This window comes from Pseudomonas vranovensis DSM 16006 (genome assembly GCF_000425805.1).
Lineage (GTDB): Bacteria > Pseudomonadota > Gammaproteobacteria > Pseudomonadales > Pseudomonadaceae > Aquipseudomonas > Aquipseudomonas vranovensis.
The window spans coordinates 17,428-36,181 of sequence record NZ_AUED01000027.1 but is presented as its reverse complement, the minus strand read 5'-3'; the positions used below and the strand labels follow the sequence as shown (position 1 = coordinate 36,181).

Sequence of the window (18,754 nt, the reverse complement as noted above, 5' to 3'; positions counted from 1 at the left end):
CTGCTGCGCAGTCGATCGCAGCCTCGTGCCTCGACAGCGGCTACGGTGGTTGACGCCAGTCGGCAACTACCTGCTGCTCCAGGGCAAACGACTGGGCGGCGCTAGCTGCAATGTGATCGCCGCTTATTACCATGACCCTATTTCTGTAGCTGAAGAGGATGCCCGGCGGGCCGTCGAGGTGTTGCAGGCGCTTGCCTCGACGTAGCCGCTGCCGACAGGCTGCGATTGGGCGCGCAGCGGCCACACCACTTCAGCAGACGCATCGACCCTAGGGCGACTGCTGCGCAGTCGATCGCAGCCTCGTGCCTCGACAGCGGCTACGGTGGTTAACGCCAGTCGGCAACTATCTGCTGCTCCAGGGCAAACGGCTGGGCGGCGATGGTGCGCTTCTGATAGCGCGGCGCCTCGGGTGAGGTCGCCAGCCACAGCATCACCTGCGCCGGTACCTGTGGCGGTGCAATCCCCGCCCGCAAGGCAATGACGCCTTTATCGCCGATGGTCGCCTTCAACGCCTCGGTGCTCACCACGCCCGGGTTGATCGTGTAGGCGCAAATGCCTCGGTCACCCAACTCCGCCGCCATTACCCCGGCCAGCCGCGACACCGCCGCCTTGCCTGCACCATAGGCATAACCCCAGCCACCCTTTTCGGCCGCCACCGGTGGGTCACTCTCGCCAGCACCGGAGGTGACGTTGATGACCACCCCGCCGCCCTGCTCCAGCATGTTTTCCACCACCGCCCGCGTGAGCAGGAAGGGGGTGAGGATATAGCCCTGGAACACCCGTTCCAGGGTCTGCGGTTGCAAAGCCAGGAACCCGCTGTTCAAGTCACGCCCCTGGTAGATCGCGTTGTTGACCAGCACGTCGATGCGGCCGAACTCGGCGATGACCTGTGTACAGGCCGTCAGGGCCGAGGCGCTGTCGAGCAAGTCCATGGGCACCACCAGCACTCGCCGGCCCAGCGCGCGAATGGCGGCGGCGGTGCTGTTGAGGCTGCCCGCCAGCGGTTCGCCCGCCGCATCGCGCAGGGCGTGTTCATGCTGCTCGCCCTCGTCGACGGTGCGCGCACTGATCGCCAGGTCAAAGCCTGCACGGGCGAACGCCAGCGCTGCCTCACGGCCGATGCCACGGCTGGCGCCGGTGATGAATGCCACCTTGTTCATGGGGTTTCCTTCTAGAAGCGTTGCGGGCGGACCATGGCATCCATGCCGCCGTCGATGAACACCACGCTGCCGTGGATAAAAGCCGCCTGCGACGATTGCAGAAAGGCCACCAGGCTGGCGATTTCTTCAGGGGTCCCGGACCGCCCCAGCGGCGCGACGAAATCGCGTACCGCCTTGCCGAAGCGGGCGTCGTCCAGCGAGGCCTGGTGCAGGGGGGTCTGTACCGCGCCGGGCGCGACCACGTTGAGGCGGATGCCTTGCCCCGCCCACGGTTTGGCCAGGCGGCGTACGTGCTGGGTAATGGCGTACTTGGAGCTGGCATAGGCCACATGAGGCTGGCCAAGGCTATCGGCCAGGGCGCAAGCGTCGGCTTCGTTACCGGCCAACTGCGCCTCGGTCATCGGTTGCTGGTCGGCACCTGGCTGGGTGGAGGCCACCGAGCCGATCACCAGCGCCGCCGGTTGGCTACCCTTGGCCAGCGCGCCGGCCAGGCCGTCGAGCAACTGGCTGACACCGAAGTAGTTGACCGACAGGATCAAGCTGCACGACGGCGCCGTGACGCCAACGCCTGCGCAGCACACCAGGCCGTCGAGTACGCCTTCGCTCTGCGCCAGCACGGCGGCGATGGCTGCTTCACGGCCGCTGGCGGTGGACAGGTCGGCATGCACCTCGGCGTTGCCCCGGTCGATACCGATAACCCGGTGGCCGGCGGCGCGCAGCGCGGCGCTGACGGCAGCGCCGATACCCGAGGCGCTGCCGGTGATAGCTGTAACTGGCATAGATCAATCTCCATGAGGGGTGCAAGCAGTATCCAAAGCCCTGGCCCGTGCCGGCATCGTCCGTGCGGACTACGCCTGGCGACGGGTGGCCAGGGTCAAGGGTGGTACCTGGACCTTGGGTTTTGCCGCGACCTTAAGGGTCGGTTGTGGCTTACCCAGCGCCACCACGCTGTTGAGCAGGATGCGCACCAGTTCTGTCTGGCGACGCACGCCGGTCTTGGAGAAGATTGAGCGCAGGTGCGCGCGGGCCGTGTTGCGGCGGATGTTGAGGAGCTCGGCGGCCTCCTCCAGCGACAGGCCGTTGGCCAGTTCCATGGCCAGGGCAGTTTCGGCCTTGGTCAGGTTGAACAGCTGCTTGGTCACCACTTCGCTGGCCAGCGACTTGCTCGCCGCATCGCGGATGTACACCAGCGCCGCCGGCTTGCCCTTCTCGTCGGCCCAGTCCATGGACGGAATGGGTTCGACTACCAGCCCCAGGTTCACTTGCCCCGAAGGCCGGGTCACCGACATGGCTTCGGCAGTCTTGGTGGTGTCTTCGGCGAAGGCCGAGCGGATCAGGCGCTGCAGTTCGCGGTTGTCGCTTGGGTAGGTGGCCTCCAGGCGGCCGCCCACCAGTTTCAAGCCATCGCCGCTGGCCAGGATGTTCTGCGCCACCGGATTTACCCGCAGCACGCTGCCGCTCTCGTCCAGCACCAGGGTGGCCACCGACAGGCGGCTGATGGCCTGGGCATACAGCTCACTGATCGACTCGCTGCGATCGAGCAGGTTGTGGATGTTCAGGGCTCGGCGAAGGTGCGGAATGAAGCTTGCGCACAGTGCGCGATCACTCACCGAGAAGTTGGGGGAAGACTTGGGCCGGGTAACGCGAAAACGCAGTTTTCCGCTATCAGGGGTAGAGATATCGACGCCCATGACGTGGTACACGTTCTGCTGGCTGCAGTACATCTTGAAGTAAGGGTCCTGCTCCCACTGCGTCGAGGTCATGATGTCGTCGATGGTGACCACCTGGTCCAGCGGTTGACCACTGAAGGGTGTGTGGGCCTGGGGGTAGGCCATGTAGATGACCTCGCCTTCGCCCTCGATGTCGCCAGCGACGATCATCACGCCCATGTCGGGCTGGTCGGGCACCCGCAGAATCAGGGTGACGTAGTTGGCCTGGAACGCCTGGCGCAGGTTCTCCAGGGTGTGTGCCATGGGCCTGGGATCGAGGGTGCCATCATAGATGTCGCCCACCAGCCGGTCGTAGCCGGCAAGGTCCAGGCCCAGGTCGGCCAGTGCATCGTGAGTCAACACGGGATTTTCCACAGTCGTCTCCTTGCTCGGGTAAGGCCCTGTGGCCTTCCCTTGTTATTTTTATTATTTCGGCTGAGATCGCGGGGCAAGCCCGCTCCCACCACCCCGCGAAGAGGCTCACGCCAGTCTCCAGTGGCGCCAACATCTCCACAAGTAGGCACGCGAGGTTTATTTTCGCGCTGCCGGGCTCGATTTCAGGCAGTACTCCCCTTGCGGCGCTTGCTTCGCTGCCGGCCTGGCCGCGACCAACCGACGGCCACGGTTGAACCAGGCTGCCAGTGCAGGCAACAGGAAGATCGCCCCCAGCACGTTGACCAGGAACATGAACGACAGCAGCACGCCCATGTCGGCCTGGAACTTGAGCGGCGCGAAGGCCCAGGTGATCACCCCGATGGACATGGTCAGGGCGGTGAATACCGCCGCCGTGCCACGCTGGCACATAGCCTGGTAGAAGGCCTCGCGCAGACTGGCACCGCCGGCCATCTCGTGCTCGATACGCTCGTACAGGTAGATGCCGTAGTCGACCCCTACGCCGACCCCCAGAGCCATCACCGGCAGGGTGGCGACCTTGAGGCCGATGCCCAGCAGCGCCATCAGCGCATTGCACAGGATCGCGACGATTGCCAGCGGCACCAGGATGCACAGCACGGCACGGAAGGAGCGAAAGGTCAGCCAGCAGAACAGCGCCACCGAACCGAACAGCGCCGCGAGCATGAACACCTCGGCATGCTTGACCGCCTCGTTGGAAGCCGCCATCACCCCGACATTGCCACCGGCCAGGTAGAAGGTGAGCTCCGGGGTGCTGACCTGCTTGATGATGCGTTGCGCTTCGCCCAGCACATGGCTGATGGTGGTGCCTTCATGATCGGCAAGAAACACCAGGATCTCCATCTGCTGGCAACCGTCGGTCACCATGCCGTCGTCGGGCATGTAGGCACGGGCACCCTGACTCAAGCCACGGGCCGAGCCCGGGATGGCCGCCCAGCGCGGATTGCCTTCGTTGTTGCCGGCAATCACGATCTTGCCCTTGCCGGCCACACTCTGCACCGACTGCACGCCATTGACCGCGCGCATGCGAAAATCGAACGCTTCCACTGCACGCATCACCGCAGGCGACAGGCAGCCCTCCTCGATACCATTGACCTCGACAAACACCGAAAGCACGTCCAGGCCAATGGAGTAGCTGTTGACGATCTTCTGGTTATCGAGGTTGTAGCGCGAATCGGCACGCAGCTCCGGCGCACCGGTACCGATATCGCCCACCGCCAGATCACGGGACTTGTACGCACCCGCCGCCAGCAACAGCAGGCTCAGGGCGAACACACCCAGCGCCGGCTTGGGCTCGGCCAACGCCGACAGGCGCCACCACAGGCGATGGCGAGTGCCGTCGTCGGCCTTGGCCCGGGCCAGCACCGAAGGTTCCAGGCGCAGGTAGGCGATGATCACCGGCAACATCAGTTTGTTGGTCGCGATCATCAGCATCACCCCGATGCAGGCGGTGACCCCAAGTTCGTGAACGATCGGGATGTCAATCAACATGATCACGGCAAAACCCAGGGCATTCATCAGCAGGGCCAGGGAGCCGGGTATGAAGATCTTGCAGAACGCCCCGTGGGCCGCCTGCACCGAGTTGCGCCCGGCCATCACCTCCTGCTTCCAGGCATTGGTCATCTGCACGGCGTGGGAGACGCCGATGGAAAAAATCAGGAACGGTACCAGGATCGACATCGGGTCGATGCCCAAGCCCAGCAACGGCAGCAGGCCCAACAGCCAGACCACCGGCAGCAACGCCACCACCAGGGCCACCACGGTCAGGCGCAACGAGCGCGAGTAAATCCACAGCAGCGCACCGGTGATCACAAACGCCACCACGAAGAAGCCGATCACCGTCATCAGCCCTTCCACCACATCGCCCACCAACTTGGCGAAGCCGACGATGTTGATCTCGACCTGGTCGCTGCCGTACTTGGCGCGGATGTCTTCCAGGCGTTGGGCGACCAAGGCGTAATCCACCGGCTTGCCGGTTTGCGGGTCGAGGTCTTGCAGGTCGGCGCGTACCATTGCCGATTTCAGGTCGTTGGCCACCAACCGACCGATCTGCCCGGAGGCCGCAGCGTTGCTGCGCACCTGGGCAAGGTCGCGGGCCGAACCGTCGAAGCGCGGCGGCACCACCACGTCACCGAAAAACCCCTCTTCGGTGATTTCGATATAGCGCACATTGGCAGTGAACAACGACGTGACGCTGGCGCGGTTGACCCCGGAAATGAAGAACACCTCGTCACTGACCTTGCGCAGGGTATCGAGGAACTGTGTGTTATAGATGTCGCCCTCGCCCTTCCAGTGAACGCTGACCAGAAAGCGGTTGGCGCCGGTGAAGTACTGGCTGAACCGCAGGAAGTTGACCATGAACTCATGGCGTACCGGGATCTGCTTGCTGAAGCCCGGGTCCAGGTGGGTGTGGGTGGCGCTGTAGCCAAGGCCCAGGGTCAGCACCACGAACAGCAGCAACAGGCCCTTGCGCCATGCCATCAGGTAATCGGCGATACGCTCGACACTGCGCGTCGTCCAGCTTTTAGCTTGATTCATTGCCCGCCTCTCACTTGCCAAGGGCGGCAACGCTGCCACCGGAATCCTGGAACACCCCGCGCTCACCGCCCACCAGCAGGCGCGAACCGATCATGACCGCCGAGGTCAACGTACCGAGCCCGGCCAGGCGGCCGACACTGACCAGCTGGCCACGACCATCCAGCCTCACCAGTGAACCACCGGCGCCGACAATCAGCAGGCCACCCTGGTCGGGCAGGCGGACATGGCCGTACAGCGGCAGTTGATTGCCGACTTTGACCTGGGTCCAGCTGTCGCCGAAGTCATGGCTGACGAACACATGGCCGCGCATGCCGTAACTGATCCACTGATCGGCGCTCAGGCGCACCACGCCGAACAGCGAGCCGTTGTAGAAGGCGGGCAGCGTCTGCCAGTGCTGGCCGTCATCGCGGCTGCGAAGCACCAGGCCCTGCTCGCCGACCAGCATGCGCCGGCCGTCTGCACCGCCGTCCATGCTATTGAGGTGAGCGCTGTCGACATCCAGCGCCAGCGCCTGCCAGGTGAGCCCGGCATCGTCGGACTGATAGAACTTGCCGAAGCTGCCGTAGGCCAGCACCCGCTCGCCACCGGCCGACCAGGCGCCCAGCAACGGCTCGCCGAGGCTGTCGTCGTGGCGAACCTCTTGCCAGTGGCTGCCGCCATCGGTGGAGCGCAGGATCCAGCCGTCGTGACCCACGGCCAATAAGCGCTGCTGGCCGAGATCGACCAATGCCGTCAGGGCCGCATTGCGTTGGGGCTGGACGGTGACCGCTTGCCAGCTCACGCCCTGGTCGACACTACGCAGAATGCTGCCGCGCTCACCCACTGCCAGCACATGATCGCCTTGCTTGAGCAAGGCATTGATCTGCACGCGGTCGGTGCGCAAGGGTTCATCTACCGATTCAGGGGCAGTACGGGGAGCGAAGGCGAAGGCGATAGTGGCGGCGACCACCAGGCACACCAGGTAACCGATCAACGAGCGCATAGACGTCGCTCCGTTTCATGACACAGGTACACGCGGACATTCATGCGGCCAATCCTCTTGTTCTGCTCCGCTCCCGCGCGGGCTGCGCGGGGCGTGAAGGGGGCATTGCCTGCACTCGATACTCGCGGCAAGGCGGCTTGGAAACATCGTCCAAACGGCTTACAAAAAGGCATGAATGCCCTATGGCCTACCCCGTAGCCGCTGCCGACAGGCTGCGATTGGGCGCGTAGCGGCCATGGCATTTGATTGTGTATCGACCCCTTTGCGACTGCTGCGCAGCCGATCGCAGCCTCATGCCTCGGCAGCGGCTACACCCCGTAGCCGCTGCCGACAGGCTGCGATTGGGCGCGTAGCGGCCACGGCATTTGATTGTGTATCGACCCCTTTGCGGCTGCTGCGCAGCCGATCGCAGCCTCGTGCCTCGGCAGCGGCTACACCCCGTAGCCGCTGCCGACAGGCTGCGATTGGGCGCGTAGCGGCCACGGCATTTGATTGTGTATCGACCCTCTTGCGGCTGCTGCGCAGCCGATCGCAGCCTCATGCCTCGGCAGCGGCTACACCCCGTAGCCGCTGCCGACAGGCTGCGATTGGGCGCGTAGCGGCCACGGCATTTGATTGTGTATCGACCCTCTTGCGGCTGCTGCGCAGCCGATCGCAGCCTCATGCCTCGGCAGCGGCTACCCCTTCCTTTGGAAATACTCGCTCACGGTTCGACGCAACGAGGCGTGATTCGGCGACCTACGGTGATTAGGTGCAATTACGTGAATTGAGGGCAATGGAATGCTTGTTCATTCAAACGGTTATCGGCTGTTGGCAGGACGTCACTCGGAACCAGGACAGATCTACTCGGTAACGGTTGTAACCCATCGACGTCGACCCGTTCTGGGCGAATTCCCGTCGGGTCGTTTGCTCGTCAGGGAGCTGCGGCGGGCGCATGAAGAGCAATGGGTCTGCTCGTTGGCATGGGTGGTGATGCCGGACCATTTCCACTGGCTGTTCACGCTACAGGCCCCCTGTCTTTCCCAAGTCATATGCACGGTAAAGTCCAGAAGTAGCCTGTCCATCAACCGATTGACCAACGGCCATGGGCGAATGTGGCAAAAGGGATTTTACGACAGGGCGGTTCGTACAGAAGAGGTGCAGGACATCGCCCGCTACATCGTCGCCAACCCCATTCGGGCGGGGTTGGTTCGCAAGGCAGGTGACTATCCACTCTGGGATGCCACCTGGATAGGAGGTGCAATCAAGCCTGGTACAAAATCACCAGGTCATTGATCACCGACGGCCGTTCCTGCCCCACTACGTGGGTATGCAGCTCCAGCGTCAACTGCGTACCCCGAGGCTGCACCTGCACCGCCTTGACCCGCGCGCGCGCATGGATCCGCGCCCCCGCCGGCACCGGCGCCGGGAAGCGCAAGCGGTCAGAGCCATAGTTGATCTGGGTAGTGAACCCGGTGATCTCGAACCCCAGCGCCAGTTTCATCCGCGACTGCAGCACCTGCACCAGTGCGCCATGGGCAATGGTGCCGCCAAACGGGCTCTGCAAGCGGGCCCTCTGCGGATCGGTGTGAATCCAGTAGTCATCCCCCGACAACTGGGCAAACGCGTCGATCAAGGCCTGGTCCACCAGCACGCTATTGCTCCAGTCACTGAACTGCTCACTGACCAGTGCCTGCAAACGTTCGGCATCATCCACGGCAATCTGCCGCGCGTCTGAAGGCGCCACACTCGGCGCGCTGTCGTCCACCGCGAACGACTCGAACGCCACCGCATCCTTGTCGGTACCGGTAAAGCGCAGCAGTCGATTGCCCTTGGCATCGACTTCGGCGAACACCGGCTGCAGGCGCATGCCGATGTGGATTTCGTCCTCGTCCAGGCCCACCAGGTTGGTATTGATCCGCACGCCTTCGTCCAGCTCCACCACCGCCAGTTTCTGCGGCATTTCGTCGGCAAAGTCAGGCAAGGTGGCAATGCGCGTCACGGTGTAGCTGTACAGCGTCGCGCCGCCACTCACTGCACGCCAGCTCAGGTCGTGAGCCAGGCACGCCGGGCAGTGCCGACGCGGGTAGAAGATCCACTGGCTGCAGGCGTTGCACTGCTGGATCAGTACGCTGCGGGCCTTGAGCCCTTCCCAGAACGGCGCGGAAATTTCAGTGGCCAGCGGCATGGGTTTGTTGTTGGACATGGTCGTCAGGCTCCCTGGAGAATCAATGCGCCCTGCTCGCTCATCACGCCGCCGGTGCCGGAGACGTAGACGTTGTCGCAGCGCGATAGCTGGCGTTCACCGGCCGTGCCGGCAATCTGGGTGACCGCTTCGATCACCTGGGACATGCCCCCGGCCGATCCGGCCTGGCCGAAGCTGAGTTGGCCACCGTGGGTGTTCATGGGGAAATCGCCGCGCCAGGTCAGGTCATGTTCGCGGACAAAAGCCATGCCTTCGCCCTTGGCGCAGAAGCCTGCGTCTTCCAGGGTGAGCAAGGTGGTGATGGTGTAGCAGTCATAGATCTGCGCCGCATGCATGTCCTGCGGCTTGAGCCCGGCCATGGCGAAGGCCCGTTGCGAGGCCGGGCCGACGGGAGTATGGACCATGTCCTTGGCATAGGACGGCGACTTGAACGTCAGGTGTTCGCCAAAGCCTGTGATGTACGCCGGGCGCTTGCGCGCACGCGCCGCCACTTCGCGGGAGGTGATGATCAGCGCAGCACCACCGGCCACCGGCATGACGATCTCCAGCACATGCAACGGGTCGGCGACTTTCTTGCTCGCCAGTACCTGCTCGATGGTCAGGGGCTGGCCGAAGAACATCGCCTGGTCGTTGGACTGGGCGTTGGTGCGCTGGTCCACGGCGATCTTGGCCATGGCCCGCGGGTCGTAGCCGTACTGGGCCGCGTAGCGCTGGGCGATCATGGCGTAGCCGGTGTTCTGGCCCATGTGCCCATACGGCAGGTCGAACTCGGCCTCCGGTGCCCCATAGGCAGTGCTGTGTCCGCCAAAGCGCATGGCCCGGGCCATCCAGGCGGGGTCTTCATCCGCGCCCAGTGGCGCCATGCGTGCCGGCAGCACACAGAGCACCGCCTGGCACAGCCCCAGCTCGATGGCCGCCGCCGCCCGCCAGACCATGCCGGCTGCAGTGCAGCCGCCCAGGTCCACCACTTCGGCGAAGTTCAGCTGCAGTCCCAGGTATTCGGCGGCCATGGCCGGTACGAACACCGACGCTTCGTGAAAGTGCGGGCCGTTGATCACCAGCCCGTCGATGTCCCCGGCGCGCAGGCCGGCATCACGCAGGGCCTGGGCTGCCAGGTCAGCGACCTGTTCGAGGTGGAACATACGCGGTGCGGTGGCGTATTTTTCCGGTTTGTACTGTGCGGTGCCGACAATCGCGGCGTGTCCTTTGAGTCCCATAAGTGCCCCAGTTGTGAAGGTAGGGGCGGCGATACGTCGCACTGCCGCCCCTAGAGAGGGTTAGAAGGTGTATTTCATTGAGAAGGTGGCGTAGTCGCGGTCAGCCATCGGCCGCTTTACCGGGTCTGGCGAGCCCAGGTAGCCGATCATGGTCAGCGCCACCTCCAGGTTGCTCAGGTATTTGAAGGTGGTACCGACGCTGTAGCGGCGGTCGCCCTGAACGCCGGCGATGCTGCCGGCCATGGGTGATGAGCCACTGAACACGTTGGAGAATCGCAGTGGCACTTCCAGATCCCAGCCCTGGAAAACCCCCGGATAACTGAACGAGGCACCGACGGTGTAGGCGCTGGAGTCTTTGCTTCGCCAGGCTGAGCTGCTCTTGTAGGTGTAGTCATCGGATTCTCCAACCATGGGCGCCAGGGACGGCAGCAGGTTGACGCCTTGCAGGTTCGGGGCGGCCGAGGCCGAGTCGACGCTGTCGGCGCGTACGTGAATGATCTCTGCGGTCAATGTGGTCTGGCTGGCCCATGGCCGGTCACCGAGGATGCGCATGGCCGACAGTTGCATCTGCTGGCCCTTGCCCTTGGCCGGCACCGGGCCCAGCCCGGTATTGACCATCACCGGGGCACCGTCGCGGTACGACCATTCGGCACCGATCTGGGTATCGCCCAGCTTGGTCGACAAGCTCAGGCCGGTGAGCTTGATGTCTTCGAAGTACTCGACGCGATAGCCGTTGGTGGCGAAGGCGAACTGGCCATTGCCCAGTGGCACGGCGTTGTAGCCCACCAGGGCAGTGGCCGGGTTTTTGTCGTGGTAGTTGACGTGAAACAGCGACAATTCGATGGCCGGCACCGGGCGGTAGCGCACCTGCACGCCCCACTGGCCATCGTCGCGCGGCTCGTCGGTGCCCTGGTAGCGCACGTTGCCGTTGGCGGTACGGATGAACTCGCGGCCCGGGCCGATCACGTCACTGCCCGACAGGTAGCTGCCCACCGGCGGCAGTTCGGTACCCTTCCACTCGTACTGCACGTAGGCGCCAAAGGTGATCTGCGGGTTGATCCGGTATGACGCCGAGAACTGCCCCACGGGCAGGAGGACCTCCTTGACCTCGACCCCAGGCTGGGCCGCCTTGACCGCATCGGAAGGGTTCTGCACACCGTTGACGCCGGGGTAGTACAGGCTCTCTCCCCATGACTCGATGTGCCGGCCTGCCTTGGCATCGAGCATGGTGTCGTTGTCGAAGCGCCAGCCACCGAACACGTAGGCATCGAGCAAGCGGGTGCGACCGCCGCTGTAGTACTTGGTGCGGCTGGTGAACTCGTCGTTGCGCCCGTCCTTGTTCACGGTCTGCGGCGAGTCGTTGTCGTTGTCCTGGTGGTAGACATCATCGTAGAAGGTACTGGCGCGTACCACGGCGCCGTAGTTGTCCTTGCGCAGGATCATCTCGCCCAGCGCGCCAATGCGGTTGGTGGTCAGGCTGCCCTGGTTGAAGTTGCGGTTGGCATCGTCGGCGTTGATACCCATCAGCCGGTCGCTGGGCTTGCCCACTCGCACGCCCAGGCCGTAGCTGGTGGTTACCGACCAGTCGATGGTGGCGCCGTTGTCGAATTCGATGGTTTCCCCCGACCATGCAGGCATTGATGCCAGCGCCACGGCCATCGCCAGGCTGGCGGCCTGGACACCGTGTGCGCCTGGGCCAGTACAGTTATTGTTGTTCTTGTAATTCACACTGACTCTCCTGAAGGGCAACCCCAAGGCCGCCTTGGACTGTTCACCATGACCGCTACGCCGGATTGCTCAGAACACCCGTTGCGGGTCGGGCGCCGTGGCCCCCGCAGGGGGTTGCCGGTACCGCAGCAGCCCCCCGTGTTCCTCGCGCACCAGGGCACCTTCGGCCATGAGGTAATTGGCATGCGCCAAGGTTTCACCCAGCGCCATCAGCTCGTCGAAACGGCCTGACAGCCTGGGAAACAACACCGCCATCAGCTCGAGCGCGCCGCGCGGCGCCTCACAGCTGTCGAGCATTCGCGCCAAATGGCCCTGGTGATGGGCCGCCAGTTGATCCAGGCGCGTATGCAGGTTGAAAAACGGACGCTCGTGGGCCGGCAGCACCAGCACGGTGTCGGGCAGTGCCCGCAGCCGTTCGATCGACTGCAGCCAGTCACGCAACGGATTGGCCTCGGGTTCGGTGGCCTGGACACCGACCGTGGAGGTGATGCGTGGCAGCACCTGGTCGCCGGAAATCAACAGGCCGTCCGCGGCGCTGTACAGGCAGGCGTGCTCGGGCGAGTGACCGTTGCCGATCAGCACCTGCCAGGTGCGGCCGCCGATGCGCAGCTCACTGCCCTGGTGCAGGCGGCGAAAGCCGGTGCAAGGCAAGGGATGAAAATGCTTATTCTGCACGGCGGCAAAAAACTCGCCGGCCTGCTCGGTGCTGAACCCAGCCTTGCGGTAGAAGTCGACAAAAGCCCAGGCTGGCGGTTGATCCAAGGGCACCTGGACGTGCAGCCACTGGAACTCCGCGGCAGTCATGTACAGCGGGCACTCGAAGCGCTCGGTAAGCCAGGCCGCGACACCGGCGTGGTCGCTATGAAAGTGGGTGCAGATCACCGCCTGCACCGGTTGTCCCTGGAACACCTCGCTGAATACCTGCTCCCACACCTCGAAGGTCTGCGCGGTGTTCATGCCGGTGTCGACCACCACCCAACCGTCCTGGTGCTGAAGCAAGTAGAGGTTGATGTGGTCGAGGCGAAACGGCAGCGGCATGCGCAGCCAGAACACCCCGCTGGCCACTTCGCACACCTGGCCATTGGCCGGTGGTTGTGGCCAGGGGTAGCGCAGGCCGTCGCGCAGTTCAGCGCCGCTGGCGTCCAGGTCAGCCATGATGGGCACCTGCAAAGGGTGCAAGGCCTGCACGTTGCAGCACCTCGGCCGAATACGGCAGATAGGTACGCGCCTGCTCGTCGCGGATGAACAGCGGGTCCTTGCAGGCATCGGGGCAATAGCCCTGGCGTTGCAGGTCGACCTTGCGCAGCTTGAAGGTGCTGGTGAGGTCGGCTGCGGCACTGACCCGCACGAACACCGGGGCGGCGTAGCGCGGCAGGCAACTGTCGGTCAGGGCGTAGAAGGCCTCGGGATCGAAGCCCTGCCCCGCCTGCATCAACACCGCCGCCATGCCGGCGCGGCCTTCGTGACCAGGCACCAGTACGCCATAGATATTGATCAGTTCAAGGCCGGGGAAGTCTCCCAGGGCATCAGCCACCTCCTGGGTCGAGACGTTCTCGCTCTTCCAGCGGTAGGTGTCGCCGATGCGGTCGACGAAGTAGCAGTAGCCATCGGCATCCTGGCGCAGCAGGTCGCCCGAGCTCCAGTAGGCATCACCTTCGCGCAGTACATTGCGGCGGATCTTGCTTTCGCTGGCCTCGGCCGAGGTATAGCCCTCGAACCGCCCACCGCCGATATCGGGGTGATCGACGATGAAGCCCATGGCCTCGCCCACCTCGCCCACTTCGCACAGCTGGTAGAAACCATGTTCGTCACGCGGGTGGCAGTCGTTCTCGACGTCGTAGCGTACCAGGCGCAGGTTGGTGCGCTTCCAGTCCGGCACCCGGCCGCAGGAGCCGGGGTAATTGTCGACGTTGATCAAGTTGGCGTTGGCCTCGGTGGCGCCCCAGCCCTCGAAGATCTGGATCGGCCCGAAACGTTCGACCCAGCGCTGCCACGACTCGGGCGTGAGGCCGGCGCCGAGCATGCAGCGCAGGCTGTGTTCGCGCTCGCCTGCAACCACCGGCTGATTGAGCAGGTAGCGGCAGATCTCACCGATGTACTGGAACACGCTGATGCGGTGCTGGCGCACGTCCTTCCAGAACTCGCGCACACTGAACTTGCGCCGCACCACGATGCTGGCACCGGCGCGCAACGCGGTAGAGGTCACCGACGTGGCCGCAGCACCGTGGTACAGCGGCAGGCAGCAATAGAACACGTCTTCGCAGGTGGCCGGCAGTGTCACTTCCATCACATCGCCGGACGACATCCAGCGCATGTGGCTGTAGCGCGCCGCCTTGGGCAAGCCGGTGGTGCCGGAGGTAAAGATCAGCAAGGTCGTGGCCTGGGCCTCGATTGCGGCCCGCATTTCCCGGGGGAAGGTGGTGGCCGGCGCGCTGTGCAGGCGCGCAGCAAAATGGCCATCCACGCCCTTGGGCAGCGGGCCGGACCAGGGGGTCTCGGCATCGGGCAGCAGCCAGTAGGCCAAATTGGGCAGGTTGTCGGTGGCCTGCAGGTTGGCCAGGCATTCTTCGCCCACCACCATCGCCTTGGCGGCCGTGGTGTCCAGGGCATGCAACAGCGCCCGGCCGCTGACCTGGGTGTTGATGAACGCCACCACCACCCCCAGCTTGACCAGGCCGAACCAGGTGCAGAAAAACGCCGGACGGTTCTCCATCGCCAGCGCGCACACATCGCCGGCGCGCAGGCCCTTGGCGTAGAAGGTATGGGCCATCTGGTTGGCCTGGGCATCGACCTGGGCGTAGCTCAGGGATTGCCCGGCATAAATCAGAAAGGGCCGCTGGCCATGCTCGCGCACCTGCTCTTCAAAGCGGTCGGCCAGGGTGTAGAGGTCCCGTGGCTTGATCTGCGCACTGGCGATGGCGCGGCGGTCGAGCAGTGCCTGGGTGTGCTCGCGGGGTACCGGCGCTGTGACCGGCAGGCTCGCCCGTTGTGCCAGGCTCATGGCGTCACCTCCAGGGTGGCGGCCTGATAAGCGGGGTAATCCGAGTAGCCTTTTACGCCTGGGGTGTAGAGGGTGTGGCGGTCGAAGCCGGCCAGCGGCAAGCCATGTTGGAGGCGCTCGACAAGGTCCGGGTTGGCGATGAAATGGCGACCGAACGACACCGCATCGCCCTCACCCGCCTCCAGCGCCGCCTGGGCCGACGGCCCATCGAAGCCGTCATTGAGAATCAGGCCGCAGTCACTGTGCTCGCGGGCCAGGGCAAAGGCGTCGAGACGTGCCGCTGGCGAGCGCATGATGTGCAGGTAGGCCAGGCGCAGTGGCGCTACGGCGGTACACAGGGCAATGGCGGTTTCCGCCGGGTTGGCGTCGCTGATGTCGTTGTACGGGTTGCCCGGGCACTGGCGATAGCCCACCCGGCCGGCACCGATGGCAGCGGCCATGGTCTCGAGCACTTCCTTGACGAACCTGACCCGGTTGGCAGCGCTGCCGCCGTAGGCGTCCTCGCGCTGGTTGCTGCCCGAGGCCATGAACTGCATCGGCAGATAACCGCTGGTGCAATGCAGTTCGACGCCGTCAAACCCTGCTTCACGGGCGTTTAGCGCCGCCTGTCGGTATTCGCCGATCACCGTGTTGATGCCGTCCAGGGTCAGGGCCTGGGGCGTGTCGGTGTCCACCATTCCAGCGGCGTCGGTAAACAACCGGGTTTGTGCGCGCAGCGCCGACGGCGCCACGGTGGCCGCGCCACCGGGCTTGTTGTGATGGCTGGCGGCACGGCCCACATGCATCAGTTGCAGCACGATCTGGCCGCCGCGCTCATGCACCGCATCGGTCACCCGGCGCCAGGCAGCAATCTGCTCAGTGCTGTAGATCGCCGGCGTGCGGCAGTAACCCAGGCCACTGGCCGAAGGCGCGGTGCCCTCGGCCACGATCAGCCCGGCAGTGGCGCGCTGGCGGTAGTACTCGACCATCTCGGCGCCCGGCAATGCATCACTGCCGGCACGGCTGCGGGTCATCGGCGCCATGACGATGCGGTTGGCCAGTTGCAGGTCGCCCAGGCGCAGTGGCTCGAACAAGATGCTCATGTCAGCTCCTTCACTTCTTGGAATTTTCCGGCTGTGCCAGAATCGCGCTGCACGGCGGCAGGGATTGGTGAAACGCCGAAGATGGGTTGAATGATTGACCCACGGCCGAGACGAAACATCGTCCGTCGAGACTAGATTTGCCGACAGGCTGGAAGTCTGCGGAACTGGTCTGAACGGACGATGAAATGCCCTGCACAACCCCCGACGATCTGCCGACTAGAACAAAACCGGGAGCACCCGCTGTGACGACCTCGACCCCTGTTACATGGCGCACGCACTATGCGTTGTTCGTGCTCGCCGCGATCTACGTGTTCAACTACATCGACCGCCAATTGATGGCGATTCTGATCGAGCCGGTGAAGCTCGAATTCGGCATTTCCGACACCGGCATCGGCCTGCTGTCGGGGGTGACATTCGCGGTGTTCTACACCCTGTTCGGCTTCCCCCTGGGGCGTCTGTCCGACCGCATCGGGCGCAAGCCGGTGATTGCTCTGAGCTGCATTGCCTGGAGCCTGATGACCATGCTCTGCGGAGTGGCCGGCAGCTTCCTGATGCTGGTGCTGGCGCGTATCGGCGTGGCGGTTGGCGAGGCTGGCGGCACGGCGCCTTCGGTGGCGATGGTCTCTGACCTTTACCCCGCCCGGCGCCGCTCCACGGCCCTGGCAGTGTTGATGCTCGGTTCCAGCCTGGGCGCCATCGTCGGCCTGGGCCTGGGCGGCTGGATTGCCCAGCACCACGGCTGGCGCCTGGCCTTTTTGCTGATCGGCGCGCCGGGGATCTTCCTCGGCCTGCTGTTGCTGTTTACCGTGCGCACGCCGAAAACCGCGCCGGTGCCTGCGCACCTGGTGGCCACGCAACATGAAGGTTGGTTGAAGACCCTGCAGGAACTGATGAAAACACCGTCATTCCTGTGGCTGGTGCTGACCGGCGGCGCCGCGGCGATTGCCGGCTACGCCATCGGCACCTGGAGCCCGAGCTTCCTGATTCGCTCCCACGGCTTGAACATCCAGCAGGCCGGCTTTCTGGTCGGCGTGGTCGGGGGCACCGGCTCGACCCTGGGTACCCTGGTGTGCGGCATCGTCACCGACCGCATGGCCCGACGCGATGTTGGCTGGCAGATCGGTGTACCGCTGCTGGGCACGCTGGTCAGCATTCCGTTTGCCCTGGCCTACTTCCTCTGGCCCCAGGGCACGGCCTTCCAGATCGGCGGTATCGACGTTCCGACGGCCTTCCTGTTCTACAGCGTGTTCGGCTTCTTTGGCGTGTGGTGGGCAACACCGTGCCTGGGCGCAATCACCCACCTGTTCCCGGCCACGCGCCTGGCCCAGGCAACCGCGATCTTCGTGATGTCGATGACCTTGCTCGGGGTAGGGGTTGGCCCCTTGTTGATCGGCATGCTCAGCGACTTCTTCCTGCCCACCCTGGGAGCTGAGTCACTGCGCTATGCACTGGCGGCATCGGTGTCGATGCTGGTGTTGGCGGCAATATTCCTGACGTTGGCGCTGCCGGGGTATCGCCGCCAATTGAAAGCCCCGGTGATCGAAGCGACCCCTGGTACAACCGGTCTTGCTCCCGCTCCGTAGCCGCTGCCGCCAGGCCGCGATCGACTGCGCAGCAGTTGCCCTGGCGTAAACCGTATGTACAGCTGTCAGGGCCGCTTCGCGCCCAATCGCCGCCTCGCGGCAGCGGCTACGACACACATTTGATGAGCATCAGGTGCAGGGGGTAGAACCCGTACCCCCAGCGCCCTACCCGCCAGATCCGCAGCGAATACTGCCCACGCAAGATCCCTATCCCCAACGGCGCCGACAACAGCGCCGCCGTCATCGTCATCAGGGTGATCGGCTCGCCCAGGTTGACCCGCAGCCAGTCGTTGCTCAGGTTGGCCATCACCGCCACAAACCCCGGTACCAGCCAAGTGCCGCGGCCGCCCCTCAACGCCAGCAGGAATGCCGACGGCAACGCCACGCCTGGCCAGCCGTACATCAGCACATCCGACGCCAGCAGCGACACCAGCAGCGTACCCAGGGCAAGCAGCCGCATGCGCCGGGTACGGTGGTGAACGCCCCAGGCCAGCAGCAACCCCAACGTCAGCGTCGGCATGATGCTGAACGTGCGGGTACCGACATCCAGCACGTGATACGGCCACTCCGAAAGCACCGAGAACACCAGCATCCAGCCCAGGTAACGACCATTGGCGGTGGTGAACACCTGCCCCACCACCGAACGCGCGACGTTGGCGGCGATGGCCAGGCAGAACAGCGGGAATGCGAGTCGGCCGACAACGAACAGCCATTCGGCCGAGGGCCAGATAAACCGCAGATGATCGGCCACCATCGTGACCATGGCCAGCCACTTGACCAGATCGAGGCCTGCCGAGCGTTGGTTGAAGGGGGGCATGAATACCTTTGAGCGATCACCGTGGAACCCACAGCAAATCGAAAACCCTCGGCCAGCGCAAGTGCGGGAATCTGGAGTGCTCCGGATTACGGCCGCCTTGCGGCCGATCGCAGCCTCGTTCCTCGGCAGCGGCTACCAACAAATTGCCGGTGGGTGCGGGCCCGCTCCTACAGCCAGCGCAGGCCAGCAAGAGCGCAGCGAATTGTGCTTTTGATCTTGATCTTGCTTTTGATCTTGATCTTCTGCCCCCGTTAACCAGAAGGGCCGAACGGAGGTGTCGTGGAGGGGCTAGCGCGCAGCGCCTTCGGCGAATGCCGAAGATGCGAAGCGTAGCGTTGCTT

The 18,754-nt window shown here is 64.4% G+C and carries 14 protein-coding genes and 1 pseudogene; 3 read left to right on the top strand and 12 right to left on the bottom strand.

The window, feature by feature from the left end:
* Nucleotides 1–205, top strand: a pseudogene (locus tag H621_RS28855) (hypothetical protein); the annotation flags it as partial.
* Nucleotides 206–326: 121 nt separating this feature from the next.
* Here H621_RS28855 and H621_RS0118610 read toward each other — a convergent pair.
* The 5 genes from H621_RS0118610 to H621_RS0118590 form a co-directional block, all read right to left on the bottom strand.
* Complete coding sequence (locus H621_RS0118610) at nt 327–1,160, bottom strand: SDR family NAD(P)-dependent oxidoreductase (RefSeq protein ID WP_028944843.1); 834 nt, start codon at nt 1,158–1,160, stop codon at nt 327–329.
* Between the two features lie 11 nt (nt 1,161–1,171).
* Nucleotides 1,172–1,939 carry an SDR family oxidoreductase gene (locus tag H621_RS0118605; protein ID WP_028944842.1) on the bottom strand — a complete coding sequence of 256 codons (768 nt, stop codon included), beginning with the start codon at nt 1,937–1,939 and terminating at the stop codon, nt 1,172–1,174.
* 69 nt (nt 1,940–2,008) lie between these two features.
* Nucleotides 2,009–3,244: a helix-turn-helix transcriptional regulator gene (locus tag H621_RS0118600; RefSeq protein WP_028944841.1), complete on the bottom strand. Its 1,236-nt coding sequence runs from the start codon at nt 3,242–3,244 to the stop codon at nt 2,009–2,011.
* Between the two features lie 156 nt (nt 3,245–3,400).
* Nucleotides 3,401–5,818 (bottom strand): efflux RND transporter permease subunit, encoded by a 2,418-nt coding sequence (locus H621_RS0118595; RefSeq protein ID WP_028944840.1) that lies wholly within the window; start codon nt 5,816–5,818, stop codon nt 3,401–3,403.
* Between the two features lie 10 nt (nt 5,819–5,828).
* The gene (locus H621_RS0118590; protein WP_028944839.1) at nt 5,829–6,800 is read right to left on the bottom strand and encodes a WD40/YVTN/BNR-like repeat-containing protein; all 972 of its coding nucleotides are present in this window, start codon (nt 6,798–6,800) and stop codon (nt 5,829–5,831) included.
* Between the two features lie 780 nt (nt 6,801–7,580).
* On the opposite strand from H621_RS0118590, the gene H621_RS28185 reads away from it, so the two are divergent.
* Nucleotides 7,581–8,075, top strand: coding sequence for an REP-associated tyrosine transposase (locus H621_RS28185; protein WP_084167998.1), 495 nt, complete (start codon nt 7,581–7,583; stop codon nt 8,073–8,075).
* On the opposite strand, the gene H621_RS0118585 is transcribed toward H621_RS28185, so the two are convergent.
* From H621_RS0118585 to H621_RS0118560, 6 genes are all read right to left on the bottom strand, one after another.
* Nucleotides 8,044–8,985 carry a bifunctional OB-fold nucleic acid binding domain-containing protein/MaoC family dehydratase gene (locus tag H621_RS0118585; protein WP_028944838.1) on the bottom strand — a complete coding sequence of 314 codons (942 nt, stop codon included), beginning with the start codon at nt 8,983–8,985 and terminating at the stop codon, nt 8,044–8,046. The genes H621_RS28185 and H621_RS0118585 overlap by 32 nt on opposite strands.
* Before the next feature lie 5 nt (nt 8,986–8,990).
* Nucleotides 8,991–10,202 carry a thiolase family protein gene (locus H621_RS0118580; RefSeq protein WP_028944837.1) on the bottom strand — a complete coding sequence of 404 codons (1,212 nt, stop codon included), beginning with the start codon at nt 10,200–10,202 and terminating at the stop codon, nt 8,991–8,993.
* Between the two features lie 60 nt (nt 10,203–10,262).
* Nucleotides 10,263–11,930, bottom strand: coding sequence for a DUF1302 domain-containing protein (locus H621_RS0118575; RefSeq protein ID WP_028944836.1), 1,668 nt, complete (start codon nt 11,928–11,930; stop codon nt 10,263–10,265).
* A gap of 69 nt (nt 11,931–11,999) precedes the next feature.
* On the bottom strand, nt 12,000–13,085 hold the full coding sequence (locus H621_RS0118570; protein WP_028944835.1) for an MBL fold metallo-hydrolase: 1,086 nt from the start codon (nt 13,083–13,085) through the stop codon (nt 12,000–12,002).
* Nucleotides 13,078–14,931 (bottom strand): long-chain-acyl-CoA synthetase, encoded by a 1,854-nt coding sequence (locus H621_RS0118565; protein WP_028944834.1) that lies wholly within the window; start codon nt 14,929–14,931, stop codon nt 13,078–13,080. Before H621_RS0118565 ends, H621_RS0118570 begins: the two co-directional genes overlap by 8 nt.
* Entirely contained in the window at nt 14,928–16,013 is a 1,086-nt protein-coding gene (locus H621_RS0118560) for an alkene reductase (RefSeq protein WP_028944833.1), read from the bottom strand. Before H621_RS0118560 ends, H621_RS0118565 begins: the two co-directional genes overlap by 4 nt.
* A 242-nt stretch (nt 16,014–16,255) precedes the next feature.
* On the opposite strand from H621_RS0118560, the gene H621_RS0118555 reads away from it, so the two are divergent.
* Nucleotides 16,256–17,596, top strand: a complete 1,341-nt coding sequence (locus H621_RS0118555; RefSeq protein WP_028944832.1) for a spinster family MFS transporter — start codon at nt 16,256–16,258, stop codon at nt 17,594–17,596.
* Between the two features lie 106 nt (nt 17,597–17,702).
* Here H621_RS0118555 and H621_RS0118550 read toward each other — a convergent pair whose 3' ends face one another.
* Nucleotides 17,703–18,413 carry a TraX family protein gene (locus tag H621_RS0118550; protein ID WP_028944831.1) on the bottom strand — a complete coding sequence of 237 codons (711 nt, stop codon included), beginning with the start codon at nt 18,411–18,413 and terminating at the stop codon, nt 17,703–17,705.
* Nucleotides 18,414–18,754 lie beyond the last annotated feature (341 nt).

Bases quoted from the DNA above. Each gene is read 5' to 3' on its own strand.
- H621_RS0118610 (WP_028944843.1), bottom strand. From the start codon at position 1,160: ATGAACAAGGTGGCATTCATCACCGGCGCCAGCCGTGGCATCGGCCGT.
- H621_RS0118605 (WP_028944842.1), bottom strand. From the start codon at position 1,939: ATGCCAGTTACAGCTATCACCGGCAGCGCCTCGGGTATCGGCGCTGCC.
- H621_RS0118595 (WP_028944840.1), bottom strand. From the start codon at position 5,818: ATGAATCAAGCTAAAAGCTGGACGACGCGCAGTGTCGAGCGTATCGCC.
- H621_RS0118590 (WP_028944839.1), bottom strand. From the start codon at position 6,800: ATGCGCTCGTTGATCGGTTACCTGGTGTGCCTGGTGGTCGCCGCCACT.
- H621_RS28185 (WP_084167998.1), top strand. From the start codon at position 7,581: ATGCTTGTTCATTCAAACGGTTATCGGCTGTTGGCAGGACGTCACTCG.
- H621_RS0118585 (WP_028944838.1), bottom strand. From the start codon at position 8,985: ATGTCCAACAACAAACCCATGCCGCTGGCCACTGAAATTTCCGCGCCG.
- H621_RS0118580 (WP_028944837.1), bottom strand. From the start codon at position 10,202: ATGGGACTCAAAGGACACGCCGCGATTGTCGGCACCGCACAGTACAAA.
- H621_RS0118570 (WP_028944835.1), bottom strand. From the start codon at position 13,085: ATGGCTGACCTGGACGCCAGCGGCGCTGAACTGCGCGACGGCCTGCGC.
- H621_RS0118565 (WP_028944834.1), bottom strand. From the start codon at position 14,931: ATGAGCCTGGCACAACGGGCGAGCCTGCCGGTCACAGCGCCGGTACCC.
- H621_RS0118560 (WP_028944833.1), bottom strand. From the start codon at position 16,013: ATGAGCATCTTGTTCGAGCCACTGCGCCTGGGCGACCTGCAACTGGCC.
- H621_RS0118550 (WP_028944831.1), bottom strand. From the start codon at position 18,413: ATGCCCCCCTTCAACCAACGCTCGGCAGGCCTCGATCTGGTCAAGTGG.